Source organism: Hyphomonas sp. (assembly GCF_046313735.1).
In the GTDB taxonomy this organism is placed as follows: Bacteria; Pseudomonadota; Alphaproteobacteria; order Caulobacterales; family Hyphomonadaceae; genus Hyphomonas.
In genome coordinates this window covers 41,936-58,951 of record NZ_JBKBXW010000004.1, presented here as the reverse complement: position 1 = coordinate 58,951, position 17,016 = coordinate 41,936, and the positions used below count along the sequence as shown (strand labels likewise).

Sequence of the window (17,016 nt, the reverse complement as noted above, 5' to 3'; positions counted from 1 at the left end):
CATTTTTCCTCCCCTGCGAAGCGGGGGAGGTGGCAGGCCGCAAAGTGGCCTGACGGAGGGGGCCCTTGCGCCCACGCCGTACATGACAACTGCTATTCGACTTCCCAAAGGAGCCTCTCCCATGCCTGAAGCCTATATTTACGATGCCGTCCGCACGCCGCGCGGGAAGGGCAAATCCTCCGGCGCGCTGCATGAAATCACGGCGCTCAGCCTTGGCACGCAGGTGCTGCAGGCGATCCGTGATCGGAACAATCTGGATACTTCGAAGGTCGATGATGTGGTCTTCGGCTGCGTCTCGCCGGTGGGTGAGCAGGGCGCCGACATTGCCCGCGTGGCCGTGCTGAATGCCGAATATGCCGAGACGACGGCCGGCGTGCAGATCGACCGGTTCTGCGCCTCGGGCCTTGAGGCGTGCAACATGGCGGCCGCGAAGGTCATCGCCGGCGAGGCCGACATGGCCATCGGCGGCGGCGTGGAATCCATGAGCCGCGTGCCGATGGGCGCGTCTGGCGGGGCATGGTCGACCGACCCGCAGGTGGCGCTGAAAACCTATTTCACGCCGCAGGGCATCGGTGCTGATACGATCGCGACGAAGTATGGCTTCAGCCGCGATGATGTCGACGCATTTGCGCTGGAGAGCCAGAAGCGCGCTGCGCAGGCCTGGAAGGAAGGCCGGTTTGCAAAGTCCGTGGTCCCCGTGCGCGACCAGATGGGCGGCATTCGCCTCGCCCATGACGAGCATATGCGCCCGGACGCAACGATGCAGAGCCTTGCCGCGCTCGACCCGTCCTTTGCGGGTATGGGCGCGATGGGCTTTGATGAGGTGATCAAGCAGCGCTATCCCGAGCTTGAGAAGATCAACCATGTGCACCATGCGGGCAATTCCTCCGGCATCGTGGACGGAGCATCCGCTGTGCTGTTCGGCTCCAAGGAAATGGGCGAGGCGCTGGGCCTGAAGCCGCGGGCAAAAGTGCGCGCGATGGCCTCCATCGGCTCGGAGCCCGGCATCATGCTGACCGGCCCGACCTATGTGACGCAGAAAGTGCTGAAGAAGGCCGGCATGAATGTCGGCGATATCGACATCTATGAGCTCAACGAGGCTTTCGCGTCTGTCGTGATGCTGATGATGAAGCTGCTCGACATCCCGCACGAGAAAATGAACGTGAACGGAGGGGCCATCGCCATGGGCCACCCGCTCGGCGCGACCGGCGGCATGATCCTCGGCACGGTGCTCGATGAGCTTGAGCGGTCCGACAAGGAAACCGGCCTGATCACGCTGTGCGTCGGCGCCGGCATGGGCACCGCGACGATTATCGAACGCGTTTAATCACGATACAGAATACTGAGAGTAAACACATGAAACTCGAAACATTCACTTTTGACATCGATGGCGATGGCATCGCTCACGCCGTTTTCGACGTGCCGGGGCGCAGCATGAATACGCTGACAGGCAAGGCCGTTCAGGACATCATCGCGATTGCCAATGAGGTGGCCTCGAATGAGGCGATCAAGGGCCTCGTCATTTCCTCCGGCAAGGCGAGCGGCTTCTGCGCCGGGGCAGACCTTGGCGAGATGGGGAGCCGCGCCGGCGGCGGCGGCGACACCAAGAAAAAGTCCGAGGACGAACTGAAGAAAGAACAGTTCGAGCAGGGCTTTGCGCTCAACGGCACGCTGCGCAAGCTGGAAACCTGCGGCAAGCCGGTGGCCGTGGCGCTGAACGGGCTTGCGCTCGGCGGCGGCCTGGAAGTGGCGCTCGCCTGCCATTACCGCGTTGCGGCGAACGACAATCCGCGCATCCAGTTCGGCTTGCCTGAAGCCAAGATCGGCCTGCTGCCGGGCGCGGGCGGGACGCAGCGCCTGCCGCGCCTCGTGGGCGTTCAGGCGGCGCTGCCGCTGATCCTCCAGGGCGAAAGCTTCGATGCGCAGAAGGCCCATGCCATGGGCGTCGTTCAGGAACTTGCTCCGGGTGCGGAAACAGTTGCGCGCGCGAAGGCCTGGGTGAAGGCCAATCCGAAGGCGAAGGCGCCCTGGGATGAAAAAGGCTTCAAGGTGCCGGGCGGCGTGCCCCACAAATCACCGGGCGCCGGGCAGATCGCGACGATGTCGAACATGATGCTCGCCTCGAAAACCTATGGCAATTATCCGGCCCAGAAGAACATCCTCTCCTGCATCTATGAGGGCATCCAGGTGCCGATCGATGCAGGGCTCCGGATCGAGACGCGGTATTTCATCAATACCCAGCAGCGCCCTGAGGCGAAGGCGATGATCCGGTCGCTGTTCCTCTCGACGCAGGCATTGTCCAAAGGCGCAAACCGCCCCGCCGGCATCGAGAAGGCAGAGATCCGGAAGGTCGGCATCATCGGCGCGGGCCTGATGGGCGCAGGGATTGCCTATGAGCAGGCGCGCGCGGGCATCCGCACCGTGCTGCTCGATGTGAAACAGGAAGCGGCCGACAAGGGCAAGCAATACTCCGTACGCCTCGTTGAGAAGGCTGTCTCGCGCGGCAAGAGCACGAAGGAGAAGGGCGATGAGCTCCTTTCCCTCATCACGCCGACCACGGACTACAAGCAGCTGGAAGACTGCGACCTCGTGATCGAGGCGGTTTATGAGGACATGGACCTCAAGCACAAGGTGCTCAGCGATGCCGAAGCCGCCGTGGGCGAGAGCGCCATTGTTGGCTCCAACACCTCGACCCTGCCGATCACGCAGCTCGCCAAGCCGCTGAAGCGGACCGACAAGTTCATCGGCATCCACTTCTTCTCGCCAGTCGAGCGGATGGGCCTTGTCGAGATCATCATGGGCAAGGAGACGAGCCAGGAGACGCTGGCGAAGACGATCGACTATGTGCTGAAGATCCGGAAGACGCCGATTGTCGTCAATGACAGCCGCGGCTTCTACACCTCGCGCTGCTTCGGCACCTACACCCAGGAAGGCCTCGAAATGCTGGCCGAGGGCATCAAGCCGGCGATCATCGAGAATGTCGGCCGTCAGGCCGGCATGCCGATGGGCGCGCTGGAAGTGTCGGATTCGGTCGGCCTCGACACCGCCCTGAAGGTTGGCCGCGCGACGGCGAAGGCTGTCGGCTTCGACTATAACGAAGCGCCACTTGGCCGGATGATGGCCTGGATCGTGGAGGACAAGGGCCGTGTCGGGCGCAAGGCCGGCAAGGGCTTCTATGACTATAACGAGCAGGGCAAGCCGGACCGGCTGTGGCCGGGGCTGAACGAGCAGATCGAGGTGAAGATCGATGAATGCCCGCCGGCGCTGAAGAAGGAGCTGACCAACCGGCTGCTCATCCGGCAGGCCATTGAGGTCAGCCGCTGCTTCGAAGAGGGCGTCATCACCGATGCGCGCGACGCCGATATCGGCTCGATCCTCGCCTGGGGCTTTGCGCCCTACACAGGTGGCTGCGTCAGCTATATGGACCTGATCTGGGGCGTGCCGGCCTTTGTGGCCGAGGCAGACCGGCTGGCCAACAAGTATGGCGAGCGCTTCCGCCCGGGCAAACTCCTGCGCGAGATGGCAGAGAAGGGGCAGAGCTTCTATGAGCGCTTCCCGCCCGCCGGTGAGGCGAAGGCGGCCGCCTGATTTCCTGTTGAAGTTGCTACAGAAGGCCGGGGTCATGCCCCGGCCTTTTTTCTTGGATGGAAGACCCGGCCTGAATAGTGCGGAGGGCGGGGGCGGCCTGCCATCCGCTGGCAGGCCGCCGGAGCGGTTTACTTCTTGCCGCGATTCCACCAGCCGGATTTGCGCGGGCCAGGGGGCTCGGCAGGGGCCGGGGGTGGGGCTTCGGCGGCAGGCTCGGCGGCAAGCGGCGGTGCCTCTGCCATGGCGGGCGCAGGCTCAGCTTCCGGTTCAGGTTCTGGCGCAGCCTGCGGCGCGGGTTCCGATGACGTTGCTTCGGCGGCGGGTTCCGGGGCTGGCACAGGCACCGGCTCAGGAACCGGTTCTGGCGCGGGCGTTTCTGCCTCTGCGTCGGCGCTTGCCTCCGCTTCTGCTTCGGTCTCCGCCGGAGCGGCCTTGGCCGGGCGGCGGCTGCGGCTGCGCGGTTTCGGGGCGGGTGCTTCAGCCTCTTCTGCGGTGTCTGCAGCAGGTTCCTCTGCTTCGGCCTCTGCCGCCGGTTCGCCGGCGGGTTCAGGCTCAGCCGCTGGGGCCGACGTGTCTGCCGCGTCCACGAGGCCGATCGTGGGCTCCTCTTCGGAGAGCATCACTTCGGCGCTGACGGACAGGCCATCCAGGAAGGCCCCGCCATCGGTGATGCCGGCAAGCGCGGCGGCTTCCGGGCGGGCCTCGCCCGAGCGGCGGCGGCGACGGCCGCCCCGGCGTCCCCGGCGGCGGCGCTTGCGGCCACCCTCATCACCCTCTGCGCGCGATGCAGCGTCGCCATTGTCGCCAGCTTCGTCGCCGTCGTCATCGTCTTCGTCGCCGTCATCCTCGCCCTGGGAGGCGTCGGCATCGACCACTTCGAGGCCGGTGTCCCGGCTCTCTTCGCGGCCTTCCTCGCGCCCGCGTCCACCTTTGCGGCGGCGGCGGCGGCGCTTGCGGCCACCCTCGCGGGCCTCGCCATTGGCGGAGGCCGCAGGGGCGCCGTCTTCCTCGCCGGATTCGTCGTCTTCGGAGGCCTCGGCGAGATCCTCGTCCTCGATCTCCTCGCCGTCTTCATCCTCATCGCGCACCGAGGCCGGAGTCGGCTTCAGCAGCGAGCGCGGGGTCGCGCGCTTTTTCGGCTTCGCATTCGGATCGCGCTCGGCATCGAGATGGAAGTCGCCCGGCAGCATGTCTTCCGAGGAATGGATCGAGATGGCGAACCCCGCCACCCGCTCGATCTCGACCAGCGCTTCACGCTTGTGGTTGAGGATGTAGAGGGCGACATCGGTCGGCGCCTTGACGGAGATGGATTTGAGCCCGCCCATGGCGGCGCGGGCCTCGATGGCGCGGATCAGCTGCAGGGCTGCCGACGGGATCGAGCGGCGCCGCCCGGTGCCGTTGCAGGCCGGGCAGGGGTCGGAGGTCGCCTGCAGGACGCCCTGGCGGCGGCGCTGGCGGGAGATTTCCATGAGGCCGAACTGGGAAATGCGGCCATGCTGCACGCGCGCCCGGTCGACCTTCAGGCATTCCTTCAGGCGTTTTTCGACCGCGCGGTTGTTCTTGTTCTCCTCCATGTCGATGAAGTCGATCACGATGAGGCCGGCCAGGTCGCGCAGGCGCATCTGGCGGCAGGCCTCCTCGGCGGCCTCCAGATTGGTGCGCAGGGCCGTCTGCTCGATATTGCGCTCGCGCGTCGCCTTGCCGGAGTTCACGTCGATGGCGACGAGGGCTTCGGTCTGGTTGATGACGAGATAGCCGCCGGACTTCAGCTGGACAGTGGGAGAGTAGATGGAATCAAGCTGGTTCTCGACATTCTCCGCCACATAAAGCGGGTCTTCCTCTTTCCAGAGCTGAACCTTCTTGGACTGGCTGGGCATGATGATGCGGGCAAGGTCTTTCGCCTCGCGGTAAGCCGCATCGCCCTGCACCCAGACTTCCTCGATCTCCTTGTCGAACATGTCCCGCATGGCGCGGTGGACGAGGCCGCCTTCGGCATTGATCAGGGCCGGGGCTTCAGAAGCGAGCGTCTTCTCGACGATCTGCTCCCACAGCTTGGAGAGGTAATCATAGTCGCGCTTGATCTCGGCCTTGGTGCGCTTGGCGCCGGCCGTGCGCACGATGAGGCCCTGGCCCTCGGGCACATCCAGTTCGGAGACGATGGATTTGAGGCGCTTGCGGTCGGCCGAGTTGACGATCTTGCGGGAAATGCCGCCGCCCCGGGGGGTGTTGGGCATCAGGACCGAATAGCGCCCGGCGAGGGAGAGATAGGTGGTCAGCGCCGCGCCCTTGTTGCCGCGCTCTTCCTTGACGACCTGCACCAGCATCACCTGCCGGCGGCGGATCACTTCCTGGATTTTGTAGCGCTTGGAGATGGGGGTGCGCTGGGTCTTCTTCGGGCCATTGCTGCGGCGGGCGGGGCGGGCCGCGCGGCGGGGGGCTTCGCCGCCCTCGTCGCCGTCTTCGCTGTCCCCGGCAGAGGCGGCTTCGGACTCATCGTCTTCGCCCTCTTCGCCTTCGTCATCATCCTCGTCGGCAGAGAGGTCGTCCTCGGCGGGGACGTCGCCATTGCCTCCGCGCTCCAGCTCGGCGCTCATGCCGTGGGGCACATAGGGGCCGTCATCGTCTTCCTCGATGGCGGCAGCGGCCTCTTCGGCGGCCTCGCGCAGCAGGGCTTCGCGGTCTTCGGCAGGCAGCTGGTAATAGTCGGGATGGATCTCGCTGAAGGCGAGGAAGCCATGACGGTTGCCGCCATACTCGACGAAGGCGGCCTGGAGCGAGGGCTCCACCCGGGTCACCTTGGCGAGATAGATATTTCCGCGGAGTTGTTCGCTGCCGGTTGTCTCGAAATCGAAATCGTCAACCTGTCCGTTGTTGACGATGGCAACCCGGGTCTCTTCGCCATGGGCTGCATCGATCAGCATCAGTCTGCTCATGTAACAGAACCTTTCGGTCCGGCGCCGCCGGGCAGGGCGCAAGGCGCCTCTGGCGGGCTGGCAAGCCGGAATAAGTGGGGAGGAAAGCGCCTGCCGGACGCGGGGCTGCGAATCGCGGAAGCGATCCGGGCAAACCTGTAATCCTGGCGGCACTCGTGCGCATGTATCCTGCTTTCCGGAGCGCGCGCCTCCCGCTGCCGTTCCAGGGAAGCCGGGACGCAGGCGCGCTGTAAGGAAACCGATGGGCCGCCCGGATGGGACCGGCCACACCCAAATACTGCCCAATTTTGCCTTCAATTGAAAGAGGCAAATTCTGCAGGTGCGCGCCCGCTTCGTGCAGCAGGGTCAAGCCCGGGTTAATCTTCACGGGTTTATGGGGAGGAGGCGTGCTTTTTGCGGCCGCCTTGCCCCCGACCCGACAGAGCAGATGCTGAAACCCTTCCTCGCCGTTCTGTTAACCTTTTGCTTCAGCGCGGTTTTTGGCGCCGGGGCTGACATCACGCAGGTGCGCGTGGTGGGCGATGGCGCGCCGACACGGATTACCGCATGGTCAGATGTGGCGGAGCCGGGTGAGGCGTTCCTGGTCGAGACGGACGGGGTGCGGCGCATTGTAATACCGCTCGGGTTGAACGCCTATTCGGCGGAAGGCTTCGGGACCGGCGGGGTCGAGAGCTGGCAAGTGCGGCCCGGGCGGCTGGAATTCGTGCTCGACCGGCCGATGCAGGTCGCGCGGCTCCTGCGCCTGCCGCCGACCGGGGCCGAGCGCCAGCACCGGCTGATCCTCGACCTCGATACTGTTTCCGAGGCGCGCTTCTCACAGGCCGCAAGCCGGGATGTGCGCCGCCTTGCCGCCGCCGAAGCGCGCCCGGCGCCGGCTGCGCGGCCTGTTCAGCAGGCTGCGGCCCGCCCTGCGACGCCCGCACGTCCCGCTTCCGGGCGGGGCCATGTCGTGGTGATTGATCCCGGCCATGGCGGGCGCGACCCCGGCGCGCTGGCGATCAATGGCGGCGTGGAGAAGGAAATCACGCTGAAGGCCGCGCTGGAACTGAAACGCCTGCTGGAGGCCGATGGCCGCTACCAGGTGCGCCTGACCCGGGAGACTGACGTCTATGTCGACCATGAGGACCGGGTGACGATGGCGCGCAACTGGGGCGCGGAGCTGTTCATTTCGCTGCACGCGGACGCTGCCGGCTCGCCCAATGTGGCCGGTGCGTCGGTCTATACCATCTCTGCGCGCGGCGAAGGGCGGGTTGACCGGGAGGCACGCCGGAACAACTGGGTGATCCCGATTGAGGATGGCACGCCGGACCGGGTGACCGGCATCCTGACAGACCTCGTGAAGCGGGAGACACGGACCCGCTCGGCGGAGTTTGCCGAACTGCTGCTGCCGGAACTGGAGCGGGCAGGGCCTGTGCTGCGCAATACGCACCGGAATGCCGGCTTCTATGTGCTGCTGGCGCCGGATGTGCCGGCGGTGCTGCTGGAGCTGGGCTTCCTGACGAACGCCGCCGATGCGCGCCGGCTGCAGTCGGATGCGGGCCGGCGGGCGGCAACCGAGGCCATCAAGCGGGCCATCGACGCCTATTTCGAGCGCCAGGATGTCCGGCTTGCGGCGCAGTGACCAGCCGGAGGCCCTTGTGGGCTACCCCGGATGCTGCTTGTCTCTGCCGATGATCCTGCGCCTTTTCCTTCTACCGATCCTGATGGCCACCCTGCTGCTCGGGGGCTGTGCCAGCCGGGGTTTCCCGGGCAGTGCCTATGACCTCTGGGGCGATGACCGCCCGGCAGAGGCGAGCACCTATCGGGACTTCATGATCGCGCGGCTCGCCTCGATGTCGAACGATCCGCAATCGGCGGCGCGGCGCTATGCAGCGGTGATCGACCGGGTGCCGGAGCCGGCCGGGATTGCCGAGCGGGCGGTGTTCTCTGCGCTGCTCGCCGGGGAATATGGCACGGCGGCGGGGCTCGCCCGGCGGGCCGATGCGGCAGGCAGCGAGGCGGGCCTTGTCCGGCTGACGCTGGCGACGGACGCCATCGTGCGCGGGCGCCCGCAGCAGGCGGTGCCTTACCTGGATGAAACGCGCTTCATGGCGTTCAATCGCAATATTGCGCGCGGCATGGCGGCCTGGACGGCGCTGGACCGGCAGGGGATCGCGGCGGCGGAAGCGCTGATCGAGCCGGGACTGACCGGGGACGTGCGCTTCGACAGCCCGGCGCTCTACCAGCTGGCGCTTTTGCGCATTGCGGCGCGCGAGGATGACAAGGCGCTGGAAACGCTGGAGCGCATCTGGGACAGCGGCGCGCGCCTCGCCATCGGTGTGGAGGCCCATGCCGAACTGCTGGCAGCAAGGGGTGAGCGCGAACGGGCGCTGGAACTGCTGACCCGGTTCCGGAATGAGGTCGGCGCGAATACAAGCGTCACGGCACTGGCGGCGCGCATCGAGGCGGGACAGCGGATCCAGCCGCGCCGGCTGACATTGCGGCAGGGCGCGGCGCGGGCGGTGTATGTCTCGGCGGCGGCGCTGATGTACCAGACCGAGGACGATCTTTCCTCGGTCTATTTCGTGCTGGCCCTGGCGCTCGACCCGGACCTCGATGTGGCGCGCACGCTGTGGGCGCAGGCGCTCGACAATGCGAACCGGTATGACGATGCGATCCGGGTGCTGCAGGCGGTGCGGCCGGCGTCTGCCTATTATGCCAATGCGCGCGGCCAGATGGCGGGCGTGCTGCACCGGGCGGGCCGGAGTGAGGAAGCCCTGCAGGTGGCGGCGGTGGCCATCGCGGGCAATCCCGACCGGATGCTGAAGCTGCAGCTGGCTGACCTCTATATCGGGCTGGAACGGTTTGCTGATGCCGAGGCGGTGCTGACGGAAGTGTATGAAGCGGACGCGGTGGCAGGCCGGGAGGACTGGCGCATCCTGTTCTCGCGCGGGGCCGCGCGGGAGCGGCAGGGCAACTGGCCGGAGGCGGAAGCTGACCTGATCCGCGCGCTGGAGCTGCGCCCGGACAGTGCGACCGTGCTCAATTATCTCGGCTATTCCTGGATCGACCGGGGGGAGAACCTTGAGGAAGGGTTCGAGCTGATCCGGCGGGCCGTGATGCTGGAGCCGAATTCGGGGCATATCGTGGACAGCCTTGGTTGGGCCTATTTCCGGCTCGGCGAGTATGAGACGGCGGTGGACTATCTGGAGCGTGCGGTGGAGCTTCTGCCGGGCGACCCGATCCTGAACGACCATCTCGGCGATGCCTACTGGAAGGCCGGGCGGCGGCTGGAGGCTGGCTTCCAGTGGCGCCGGGCGCTGCGGCTGGATCCCACGGAGGCCGACCGGAAGAAAATCGAGATCAAGCTCGGCTCGCCGCTGGGGCCGGATGCGCCTGAATTGCAGGCTCCCGCCAGCTGATGGTGCGGGCCGGGGGTGAGGGGGTGTGATGCTGCGGGCGCATGCACCGGCGAAGGTGAACCTGTTCCTGCATGTCGGCCCGGTGAAGCCGAATGGCCGCCACGACCTCGACTCGCTTGTCGTGTTTGCAGATGAGGGCGCCGCGGACCGGCTGAGCGTAACGGCCTCCGATACGCTGGGCCTTGAGGTCGAGGGGCCGGGCGCGCGGGAGGCCGGGCCGGCGGGCGAGAACCTTGTGCTGCGCGCGGCGAGTGCGTTGAAGGAGGCTTCGGGCACACAGCAGGGCGCGTTCTTCAGGCTGCGCAAGGCGCTGCCGGTGGCGGCCGGGATCGGGGGCGGATCGTCGGATGCGGCGGCGGCGCTGCGTCTTCTGACCGAACTCTGGAATCTGGACCCGGCGATGGCCGAGGCGGTTGCGCCGGGGCTCGGCGGGGATGTGCCGGTGGCGCTCGCCGGTGTTGCCGCGCGGATGCAGGGCGAAGGCGAGCGCGTGACGCGGGCGGCGTTGCCGGGGCGGTGGCGATTGCCGGCGCTGCTGGTGAACCCGGGCGTGGCCTGCCCGACCGGGCCGGTGTTCCGCGCCTATGATGAGGCGGGCGGCGGGGCGGATTTCGCGGAGCTGCCGCATCTGCCGGAGTTCGGGACGCTGGAGGAGCTGACGGTCTGGCTGGGCACGCAGCGCAATGATCTGGAGGCCCCGGCCCTCAAACTCGTTCCGGAGATTGGCGAGGTGCTGGACTGGCTCGGCCTGCAGCCGGGCGTGCGGCTTGTGCGGATGAGTGGGTCTGGCGCGACCTGTTTTGCCCTGTTCGACAAGCTCGTAATTGCCAGAGACCTCGAAGCGAGGTTCCGCCGGGACTGGCCGAAGGGCTGGGCTGCGGCCTGCACGCTGGGAGATGCCCTGATATGACCGATCCGTTCCTTGTCTGGTTTGCGCTGCCGCTGAGCGTGAGCGCCGCAGTGTGCGCGCTGATGATCCGGCTGGGGCCGAAGGATGCACCCGATGGCGGGCGCAAGACGCAGGCCGCGCCGGTGCCGAGCGCGGGCGGTATCGGCATCCTGGCCGGGCTTGCGGCGGCGCTGATTGCCGGTGCGGTCGGGATGCCGGACCATGTGAGCGCAGGCTCGATTGCGCAGGCGGGCCTCGCCGGGCCGCTATTGTTCGTGCTGCTGGCAGGCGTGCTGGGCTTTGCGGATGACCGGTGGAGCCTGCCGGCGGGCCGCAAGCTGGCCGTGCTGGCCGCCGGGGCGGTCTTTGCGGCGCTCTATGGGCCGCACATCCATCATTTCTGGCTGCCGGGGGCGGAGGCGCCGGGTTATCCGCTGGCGCCGTTCCTGGCGGTGGCGGGGGCGGCGCTATGGCTGTTCGTGATGGCGAATGCGGTGAACTTCATGGACGGGGCGAACGGGATTGCGCTTGGCTCATCGGCGATCATGCTGACGACGCTGGCGCTGCTGGCCCTGCCACTGGCGCTCTATGCGACGGAGCCGGAGGCGGGGCTGCTGGTCTACCTGCTGCTCGGGGCGGCGGCGGCGGTCAGCGGTTTCCTGATCTGGAACCTCGCCGGGCGGCTCTATGCGGGAGATACGGGCTCGCTGGCGATCGGTGCGCTGATCGGCGGGGCGGGGCTGGCGCTGGCGGAGACCTATTCGGTCTGGGTGCCGGCGACGCTGGCGCTGCCCTTTCTGGTGGATGTGTTCCTGACGCTGCTGTGGCGGGCGCGAAAAGGCCGGCCGCTGATGCAGGCGCACCGCGACCATGCCTACCAGCTGTTCCTGCGGGCGGGCTGGCGGCATGGGCAGGTCGGGGCGCTGTGGTGGGCGATGACGGGCGTGTGTGCGGCGGCGGTGCTGGTGGGGCCTGCCGGAACGGTCTTTGGGCTGGGCGCGATGGGCGGCGCGCCGGGGGATGCGTTCGTGCTGTTCCTGTCGCTGCTGCTGGCTGGATGCGGGCTGTGGATCTGGCAGCGGGCGACGCTGGGGCGGCAGCTTGAAGCCGGCGAGGCTCAGTAAGCCCGGCTGACGCAGAAATCGGCGAGGTCTTCGAGCGCTTCACGGTAGGGCGAGGCCGGCAGGCCGCGCAGGGCGCCCTTGGCGAGGGCGGCATAGGCTTCAGCCTCCTGCACCGTGGCCTCGGCGGCGCCGGTTGCGCGGATCAGGTGGACGGCATGGGCGAGGTCTGAATCTTCCGGTGTGGCCGGGTTCAGGGCCCGGTCCCAGAAGGCGCGGTCTTCATCCGAGCCCCGGCGGCGGGCGATGATGACGGGCAGGGTCACCTTGCCTTCCCGGAAGTCGTCGCCGACCGATTTGCCGATAACGGAGGTGGTGCCGCCATAATCGAGCACGTCATCGATGATCTGGAAGGCGAGGCCGAGATTCTTGCCATAGGAGGCGAGCGCATCGGCATGGGCCGGGGCCCCCGCCGAGAGGGCGCCGGTTTCGGCAGCAGCCTCGAACAGGGCGCCGGTCTTGGCTTCGACGATGGCGAGGTATTCCTCGGTCGGCAGGTCGCGCGTCTGCATCGCGGCAAGCTGGCGCACTTCGCCCTCGGCGATCACGGTGGAGGCGGTGGCGAGGCGGTTTAGGATGGTCAGGCTGTTGGTCTCGACCAGCAGGTTGAAGGCGCGGGCGAACAGGAAATCCCCGACCAGGATCGAAGCCTTGTTGCCCCAGACGGCCTTGGCAGCGGGCTTGCCGCGGCGCAGGTCGCTCTCATCGACGACATCATCGTGGAGGAGGGTGGCGGTGTGGATGAATTCGACCGCAGCGGCGAGGGCATGAGTTGCGGCATTGGCGCGGCCGACTGCATTTGCCGAGATGAGCGTGATCAAAGGGCGGAGGCGCTTCCCTCCGGCCGATATGATATAGGCCGACAGGTCCGGGATGACGCTGACAGGGCTGGCTGCGCGCTCGGCCAGAAGGCGTTCCACCTCCGCCAGATCGGCGGCCGCAAGGGCCTGCATCCGCTCCATGATGGAGGCAAGGGCGGGCTTTGTCCTGGACTTCGGCGCGAGGGTCACCCGGGACGGCTCCTTTGTTTCGACACTGCAATAGGTAATGTACGCAATCTGTCCGGCAACTCGACGCGGCACCGGGCCGCAGACCTTTGAGCGTATCCCGGGCGGCCCGGCAATAGGCCGGTGTCAAGGCGGCTGACAGAGACCCCCGGAACGTGGTTTAATAGGCTCATGAAACCGATTGTCCTGATGCTTTCCGCTGCGCTGCTGGCCGCCTGCGCCACATCGCCTGCCGTTTATGGTCCCGCAAGCCGGGAGGGTGCGCTGGGTTACACCTCCCAGCAGATCGAGACGGGGCGTCACCGCGTGTCCTACACCGACGATGATCCCGTGAAGGCCCGCAACCTCGCCCTGCTGCGCGCGGCGGAGATTACGCTGATGGAAGGCCGCCAGTGGTTCGAGGTGACGGCCGAGTTTGCCGATGCCGGCCCGCCCCGCAGGAGCGGCGGCTCCTCGATCAGCATTGGCGGGGGCACGGGCTCGTATGGGCGCTCGTCCAGTGTCGGGGTGGGCGTCGGGATCGGCATTCCGCTGGGCGGGGGCAGTGCCGGCAGCGGGCGGGTGACCTCGACGCTGGAGATTGTAACGGGATCGGGCGAGAAGCCGGACCGCCCGACAGTCTATGATGCCCGCTCGGTCGATATGAACCTGCGTGGCAGCGGCCTCTAGATGGAAGAAGTGCTCCGGACCAATGATCCGGTCAAACTGTCCTATGCCGAGCACCTGCTGGGCGAGGCGGGGATCGATTACTTCGTCGCAGACCGGCATATCTCGGCCATCGAAGGCAATATCGGCATTTTCCCGCGCCGCATCCTGGTGGCGGAGGAAGACCTCCCCCGGGCGCGGTTTGCGCTGGCCGGGGTTGAGCCGGGGTGAATGGGGCAACCGAGGATACGGTCTATCAGGGCCGGGTGCGGCTGATCCAGCCGGAGCGGGGCTTCCGGGCGGGGTTTGATTCGCTGCTGCTGGCAGCGGCCCTGCCGGAGCTGGCGGGCGGCGAGGCGCTGGAGCTGGGCTGTGGCAGCGGCGGAGCGTTGCTGCCGGCGGCTTACCGGCTCAGCGGGGCGCAGTTTACCGGCATCGAGGTTGACCCGGCGATGGCGGAGCTCGCACGCGGCGGGGTCGCGGCGAACGGCTTCGAGGGGCGGGTGCGGGTTGAGACGGCGGAGGCGTCGGCCTGGGCCGCTCAGCATGAGAACCGGTTTGACCTGGTGTTTGCCAATCCGCCTTACTTCGAGCCGGGGAAAATCTCCGAGCCCGGCGAAGGCAAGTCGGGCGCCTATGTCGAGAGCCTGACGCTGGAGGACTGGCTGAAGGCGATGCTGCATGCCGCAAAGCCCCGGGCGCCGGTGATCCTCGTGCACCGGGCGGCGGAGCTGGCGCGCATCCTGGCGCGGCTGGACAGGCAAGCGGGAGAGATCACTGTGCTGCCAGTGGCCTCAAAGGCGGAGGAGCCGGCGCGGCGCGTGCTGGTGCGGGCGCGCAAGGGGCTGAAGCGCGGGCCGTTGACGCTTCTGCCGCCGCTGGTGACGCACCTCGCCGATGGCAGCGCGCGCACGCCGGAGGCGGAGCGGATCGTGCGCGGGGAGGCGCTCGGCTGGTAGGAGATCAGGGCCTCACGGGCCGATTTTGCTTGATCTGCCGGGGTATAGCCCCAAACTATAAAATTACAGCCGTCCTGACAGAGGGAGCCCCCCATGTTCACACTGCTGCTGATTGGGAGCCTTGTCCTGGGCCTGCTGATCGCGTTCATCGGCCTGCGCGGGACCCACGATCACAACCGCAACAAGAAGCGCTGAAGGCGGGCGAGGTTGCGTCCTGACCGGCGCCGCGCTAGGCGCTGGCGGGTCGAGCAACGAGCCGAGTGTTTCTATGCCTGCTGCCAAGGGCGCCCCGAAAGCCCATCCCAAGCCGAAATCCTTTCAGGACCTGATCCTGACGCTGCAGGCCTATTGGTCGGACCAGGGCTGCGCGATCCTGCAGCCCTATGACATGGAAGTCGGCGCCGGGACGCTGCATCCGGCGACTGTGCTGCGGGCGCTGGGGCCGAAGAACTGGCGGGCGGCCTATGTGCAGCCCTCGCGCCGGCCCAAGGATGGCCGCTATGGCGAGAACCCGAACCGGCTGGGTCATTATTACCAGTATCAGGTGATCCTTAAGCCGAACCCGCCGGACCTGCAGGACCTTTACCTCGAAAGCCTCTACCGGATCGGCATTGACCCATCGGTGCATGACATCCGCTTTGTGGAGGACGATTGGGAGAACCCGACCGTTGGCGCCTGGGGTCTTGGCTGGGAAGTCTGGTGCGACGGGATGGAAGTCTCGCAATACACCTATTTCCAGCAGGTCGGCGGCCTTGATGTGGCCCCGGTTTCGGGCGAGCTGACCTATGGGCTTGAGCGCCTCGCGATGTATGTGTTCGGTGTCGATAATGTGTACGACCTGCCGTTCAATGATCCGGCCTCGGCTGTGCCGCTGACCTATGGCGATGTGTTCCTGGAGAATGAGCGCCAGCAGAGCGCGTTCAATTTCGAGCATTCCGATGTCGAGATGCTGAAGCGCTGGTTTGCTGATTGCGAGAACCAGTCGAACGCGTTGCGGGAAGCGGGCAAGCCGCTGCCGGCGTATGATTATGCGCTGAAGGCCAGCCACACCTTCAACCTGATCGATGCGCGCGGGGCAATTTCGCCGACCGAGCGGCAGGCCTATATTGCCCGGGTGCGCGATCTGGCGCGCGGCGCGGCGGCTCAATGGGCGGAGCAGGAAGCGGCGCGGGCCGGAGCGTCAGGCGCCGGCGTTTAGGGCGTTCACATATTGCGCGCCGCTGGTGAAGGCGGCGACGCGGGCGTGGCCTGCGGCCCCGATCGTGTGGCGGAGCGCCGGGTCAGCTTCCAGCAATTCCAGCTTGCGGGCGGCGTCTGCGATGTCCGGCTCGGCCCAGCGGGAATGGGCATAGCCGCCGAACACGCCGAACCGGTCTTCTGCCGGCACCAGCGTGTAGGCCACGGGCAGGGCGCTGGCCTCGTCCATGAACTCCATATTGCCGGACCAGCCGGTGGCGATGACCGGTTTGCCGAGCATCATCGCCTCGGCCATTGTCAGGCCGAAGCCTTCGCTGCGATGGAGGGAGAGGAGCGCGTCGGCGGACTGGATCAGCCTGCGCGAGGCGCCGGCGGGCAGGTTGGCATCGAGCAGCTCGATGCGCGGATCGGCGGCAATCGCCTCGCGCACTTCGGCGGCGAAGGCAGGCCGGTCCGTCAGGCCGCGTGTTTTCAGGAGGAGGCGGGCCGGGCCGGCAAAGCGCGCCTGCCGGAAGGCCCGGAGCGCGCCGGCGACATTCTTGCGCTCGAACGAGGATTTGCCGTCGGCAAAGGTGATGACGGTGAAGCCCTCGAAGGGCGGGACGGGGGTTTCCAGATCCGGCGCGGGCGGGGGGTGGATGAAATGGGGAACGACACGCACCGGCTTGCCGGTGAGTTTTGATATGGCGGCGGCGGTGAACTCGCTCGGCACCCAGATTTCGGTGAGGTAACGGGCGGCGTCCTGCCAGCTGGCGGGGGCATCGGGCAGCTCCCAGGCCCAGTAGCCGATGACGCGCCGGCCGCTGCCCCGCCAATTCTGCAGCGCAAAACAGGCGCGCGGGAATTCCGGGGCATTCAGGTGCACGATCAGGGTGCGCGCATCCTGTCCTCGGGCGGTGGACGGAACGGGGCTGTCAAAATCCTGCTGGCCAAAGAGTGCGCTGAGATTGACCCGGCCGATAGTCCAGCCCGCTGCCTCAAACCCCGCTGCGCACAGGCGCGCCGAGGCACCGATGCCGCTGGCCGAGCCAAAGAGGCCGGCGACGAGCACGGGGCCGCGATGCTGGGCTGTGGAGGACGGGGGCCGGGACAGGATATGCCTGTGGGCCCGCCACAGGGCCCTCGACGCCAGGTCTTGCATCATGCTTGCGGCTCTTCTTCCGGGTGGAGCGTTCTGGCCGCATCGGGCGGTCTTGCATGTTTCCTATCACCGGCTGGCGGGCGAGGACAATCTGGCGCGCTGAAATGGCGCCCCAGGCGCGCCTCGCGGCTTTGC

Annotated in this window: 13 protein-coding genes; 10 read left to right on the top strand and 3 right to left on the bottom strand. The window is 67.1% G+C overall.

Annotated features, from left to right (window positions below; genetic code table 11):
* Positions 1–121: 121 nt before the first annotated feature.
* Together ACK4SV_RS03320 and ACK4SV_RS03315 are read left to right on the top strand one after the other, a co-directional pair.
* Positions 122–1,327 carry an acetyl-CoA C-acetyltransferase gene (locus tag ACK4SV_RS03320; RefSeq protein ID WP_409916376.1) on the top strand — a complete coding sequence of 402 codons (1,206 nt, stop codon included), beginning with the start codon at positions 122–124 and terminating at the stop codon, positions 1,325–1,327.
* Between the two features lie 29 nt (positions 1,328–1,356).
* Positions 1,357–3,588 (top strand): 3-hydroxyacyl-CoA dehydrogenase NAD-binding domain-containing protein, encoded by a 2,232-nt coding sequence (locus ACK4SV_RS03315; protein WP_409916375.1) that lies wholly within the window; start codon positions 1,357–1,359, stop codon positions 3,586–3,588.
* A gap of 128 nt (positions 3,589–3,716) precedes the next feature.
* Here the strand turns inward: ACK4SV_RS03315 and ACK4SV_RS03310 are convergent, their stop codons facing one another.
* A complete protein-coding gene (locus ACK4SV_RS03310; protein ID WP_409916374.1) occupies positions 3,717–6,521 on the bottom strand; it encodes a ribonuclease E/G in 2,805 nt (934 codons plus the stop codon).
* A gap of 427 nt (positions 6,522–6,948) precedes the next feature.
* On the opposite strand from ACK4SV_RS03310, the gene ACK4SV_RS03305 reads away from it, so the two are divergent.
* The 4 genes from ACK4SV_RS03305 to ACK4SV_RS03290 are packed head-to-tail and all read left to right on the top strand — an operon-like array spanning position 6,949 to position 11,935.
* Complete coding sequence (locus tag ACK4SV_RS03305) at positions 6,949–8,142, top strand: N-acetylmuramoyl-L-alanine amidase (RefSeq protein WP_409916373.1); 1,194 nt, start codon at positions 6,949–6,951, stop codon at positions 8,140–8,142.
* A 37-nt stretch (positions 8,143–8,179) separates the two neighbouring features.
* Positions 8,180–9,922, top strand: coding sequence for a tetratricopeptide repeat protein (locus ACK4SV_RS03300; RefSeq protein ID WP_409916372.1), 1,743 nt, complete (start codon positions 8,180–8,182; stop codon positions 9,920–9,922).
* A 28-nt stretch (positions 9,923–9,950) separates the two neighbouring features.
* Complete coding sequence (locus ACK4SV_RS03295) at positions 9,951–10,832, top strand: 4-(cytidine 5'-diphospho)-2-C-methyl-D-erythritol kinase (protein WP_409916371.1); 882 nt, start codon at positions 9,951–9,953, stop codon at positions 10,830–10,832.
* Positions 10,829–11,935 (top strand): glycosyltransferase family 4 protein, encoded by a 1,107-nt coding sequence (locus tag ACK4SV_RS03290; protein ID WP_409916370.1) that lies wholly within the window; start codon positions 10,829–10,831, stop codon positions 11,933–11,935. The genes ACK4SV_RS03295 and ACK4SV_RS03290 overlap by 4 nt, the downstream gene beginning before the upstream one ends.
* Here ACK4SV_RS03290 and ACK4SV_RS03285 read toward each other — a convergent pair.
* A complete protein-coding gene (locus ACK4SV_RS03285; protein WP_409916369.1) occupies positions 11,929–12,942 on the bottom strand; it encodes a polyprenyl synthetase family protein in 1,014 nt (337 codons plus the stop codon). The genes ACK4SV_RS03290 and ACK4SV_RS03285 overlap by 7 nt on opposite strands.
* Positions 12,943–13,110: 168 nt before the next feature.
* Between ACK4SV_RS03285 and ACK4SV_RS03280 the strand changes: the two genes are divergently transcribed.
* The 4 genes from ACK4SV_RS03280 to ACK4SV_RS03265 all read left to right on the top strand — a co-directional run bounded on the left by ACK4SV_RS03280 (position 13,111) and on the right by ACK4SV_RS03265 (position 15,741).
* The gene (locus ACK4SV_RS03280) at positions 13,111–13,608 is read left to right on the top strand and encodes a CC0125/CC1285 family lipoprotein (RefSeq protein WP_409916368.1); all 498 of its coding nucleotides are present in this window, start codon (positions 13,111–13,113) and stop codon (positions 13,606–13,608) included.
* Positions 13,609–13,815 (top strand): DUF2007 domain-containing protein, encoded by a 207-nt coding sequence (locus ACK4SV_RS03275; RefSeq protein WP_409916367.1) that lies wholly within the window; start codon positions 13,609–13,611, stop codon positions 13,813–13,815.
* On the top strand, positions 13,812–14,543 hold the full coding sequence (locus tag ACK4SV_RS03270) for a tRNA1(Val) (adenine(37)-N6)-methyltransferase (protein WP_409916366.1): 732 nt from the start codon (positions 13,812–13,814) through the stop codon (positions 14,541–14,543). Before ACK4SV_RS03275 ends, ACK4SV_RS03270 begins: the two co-directional genes overlap by 4 nt.
* A 268-nt stretch (positions 14,544–14,811) precedes the next feature.
* Positions 14,812–15,741: a glycine--tRNA ligase subunit alpha gene (locus ACK4SV_RS03265; protein WP_409916365.1), complete on the top strand. Its 930-nt coding sequence runs from the start codon at positions 14,812–14,814 to the stop codon at positions 15,739–15,741.
* On the opposite strand, the gene ACK4SV_RS03260 is transcribed toward ACK4SV_RS03265, so the two are convergent.
* Positions 15,724–16,884 carry a glycosyltransferase family 4 protein gene (locus ACK4SV_RS03260; RefSeq protein ID WP_409916364.1) on the bottom strand — a complete coding sequence of 387 codons (1,161 nt, stop codon included), beginning with the start codon at positions 16,882–16,884 and terminating at the stop codon, positions 15,724–15,726. The two genes, ACK4SV_RS03265 and ACK4SV_RS03260, sit on opposite strands and share 18 nt — an antisense overlap.
* Positions 16,885–17,016 lie beyond the last annotated feature (132 nt).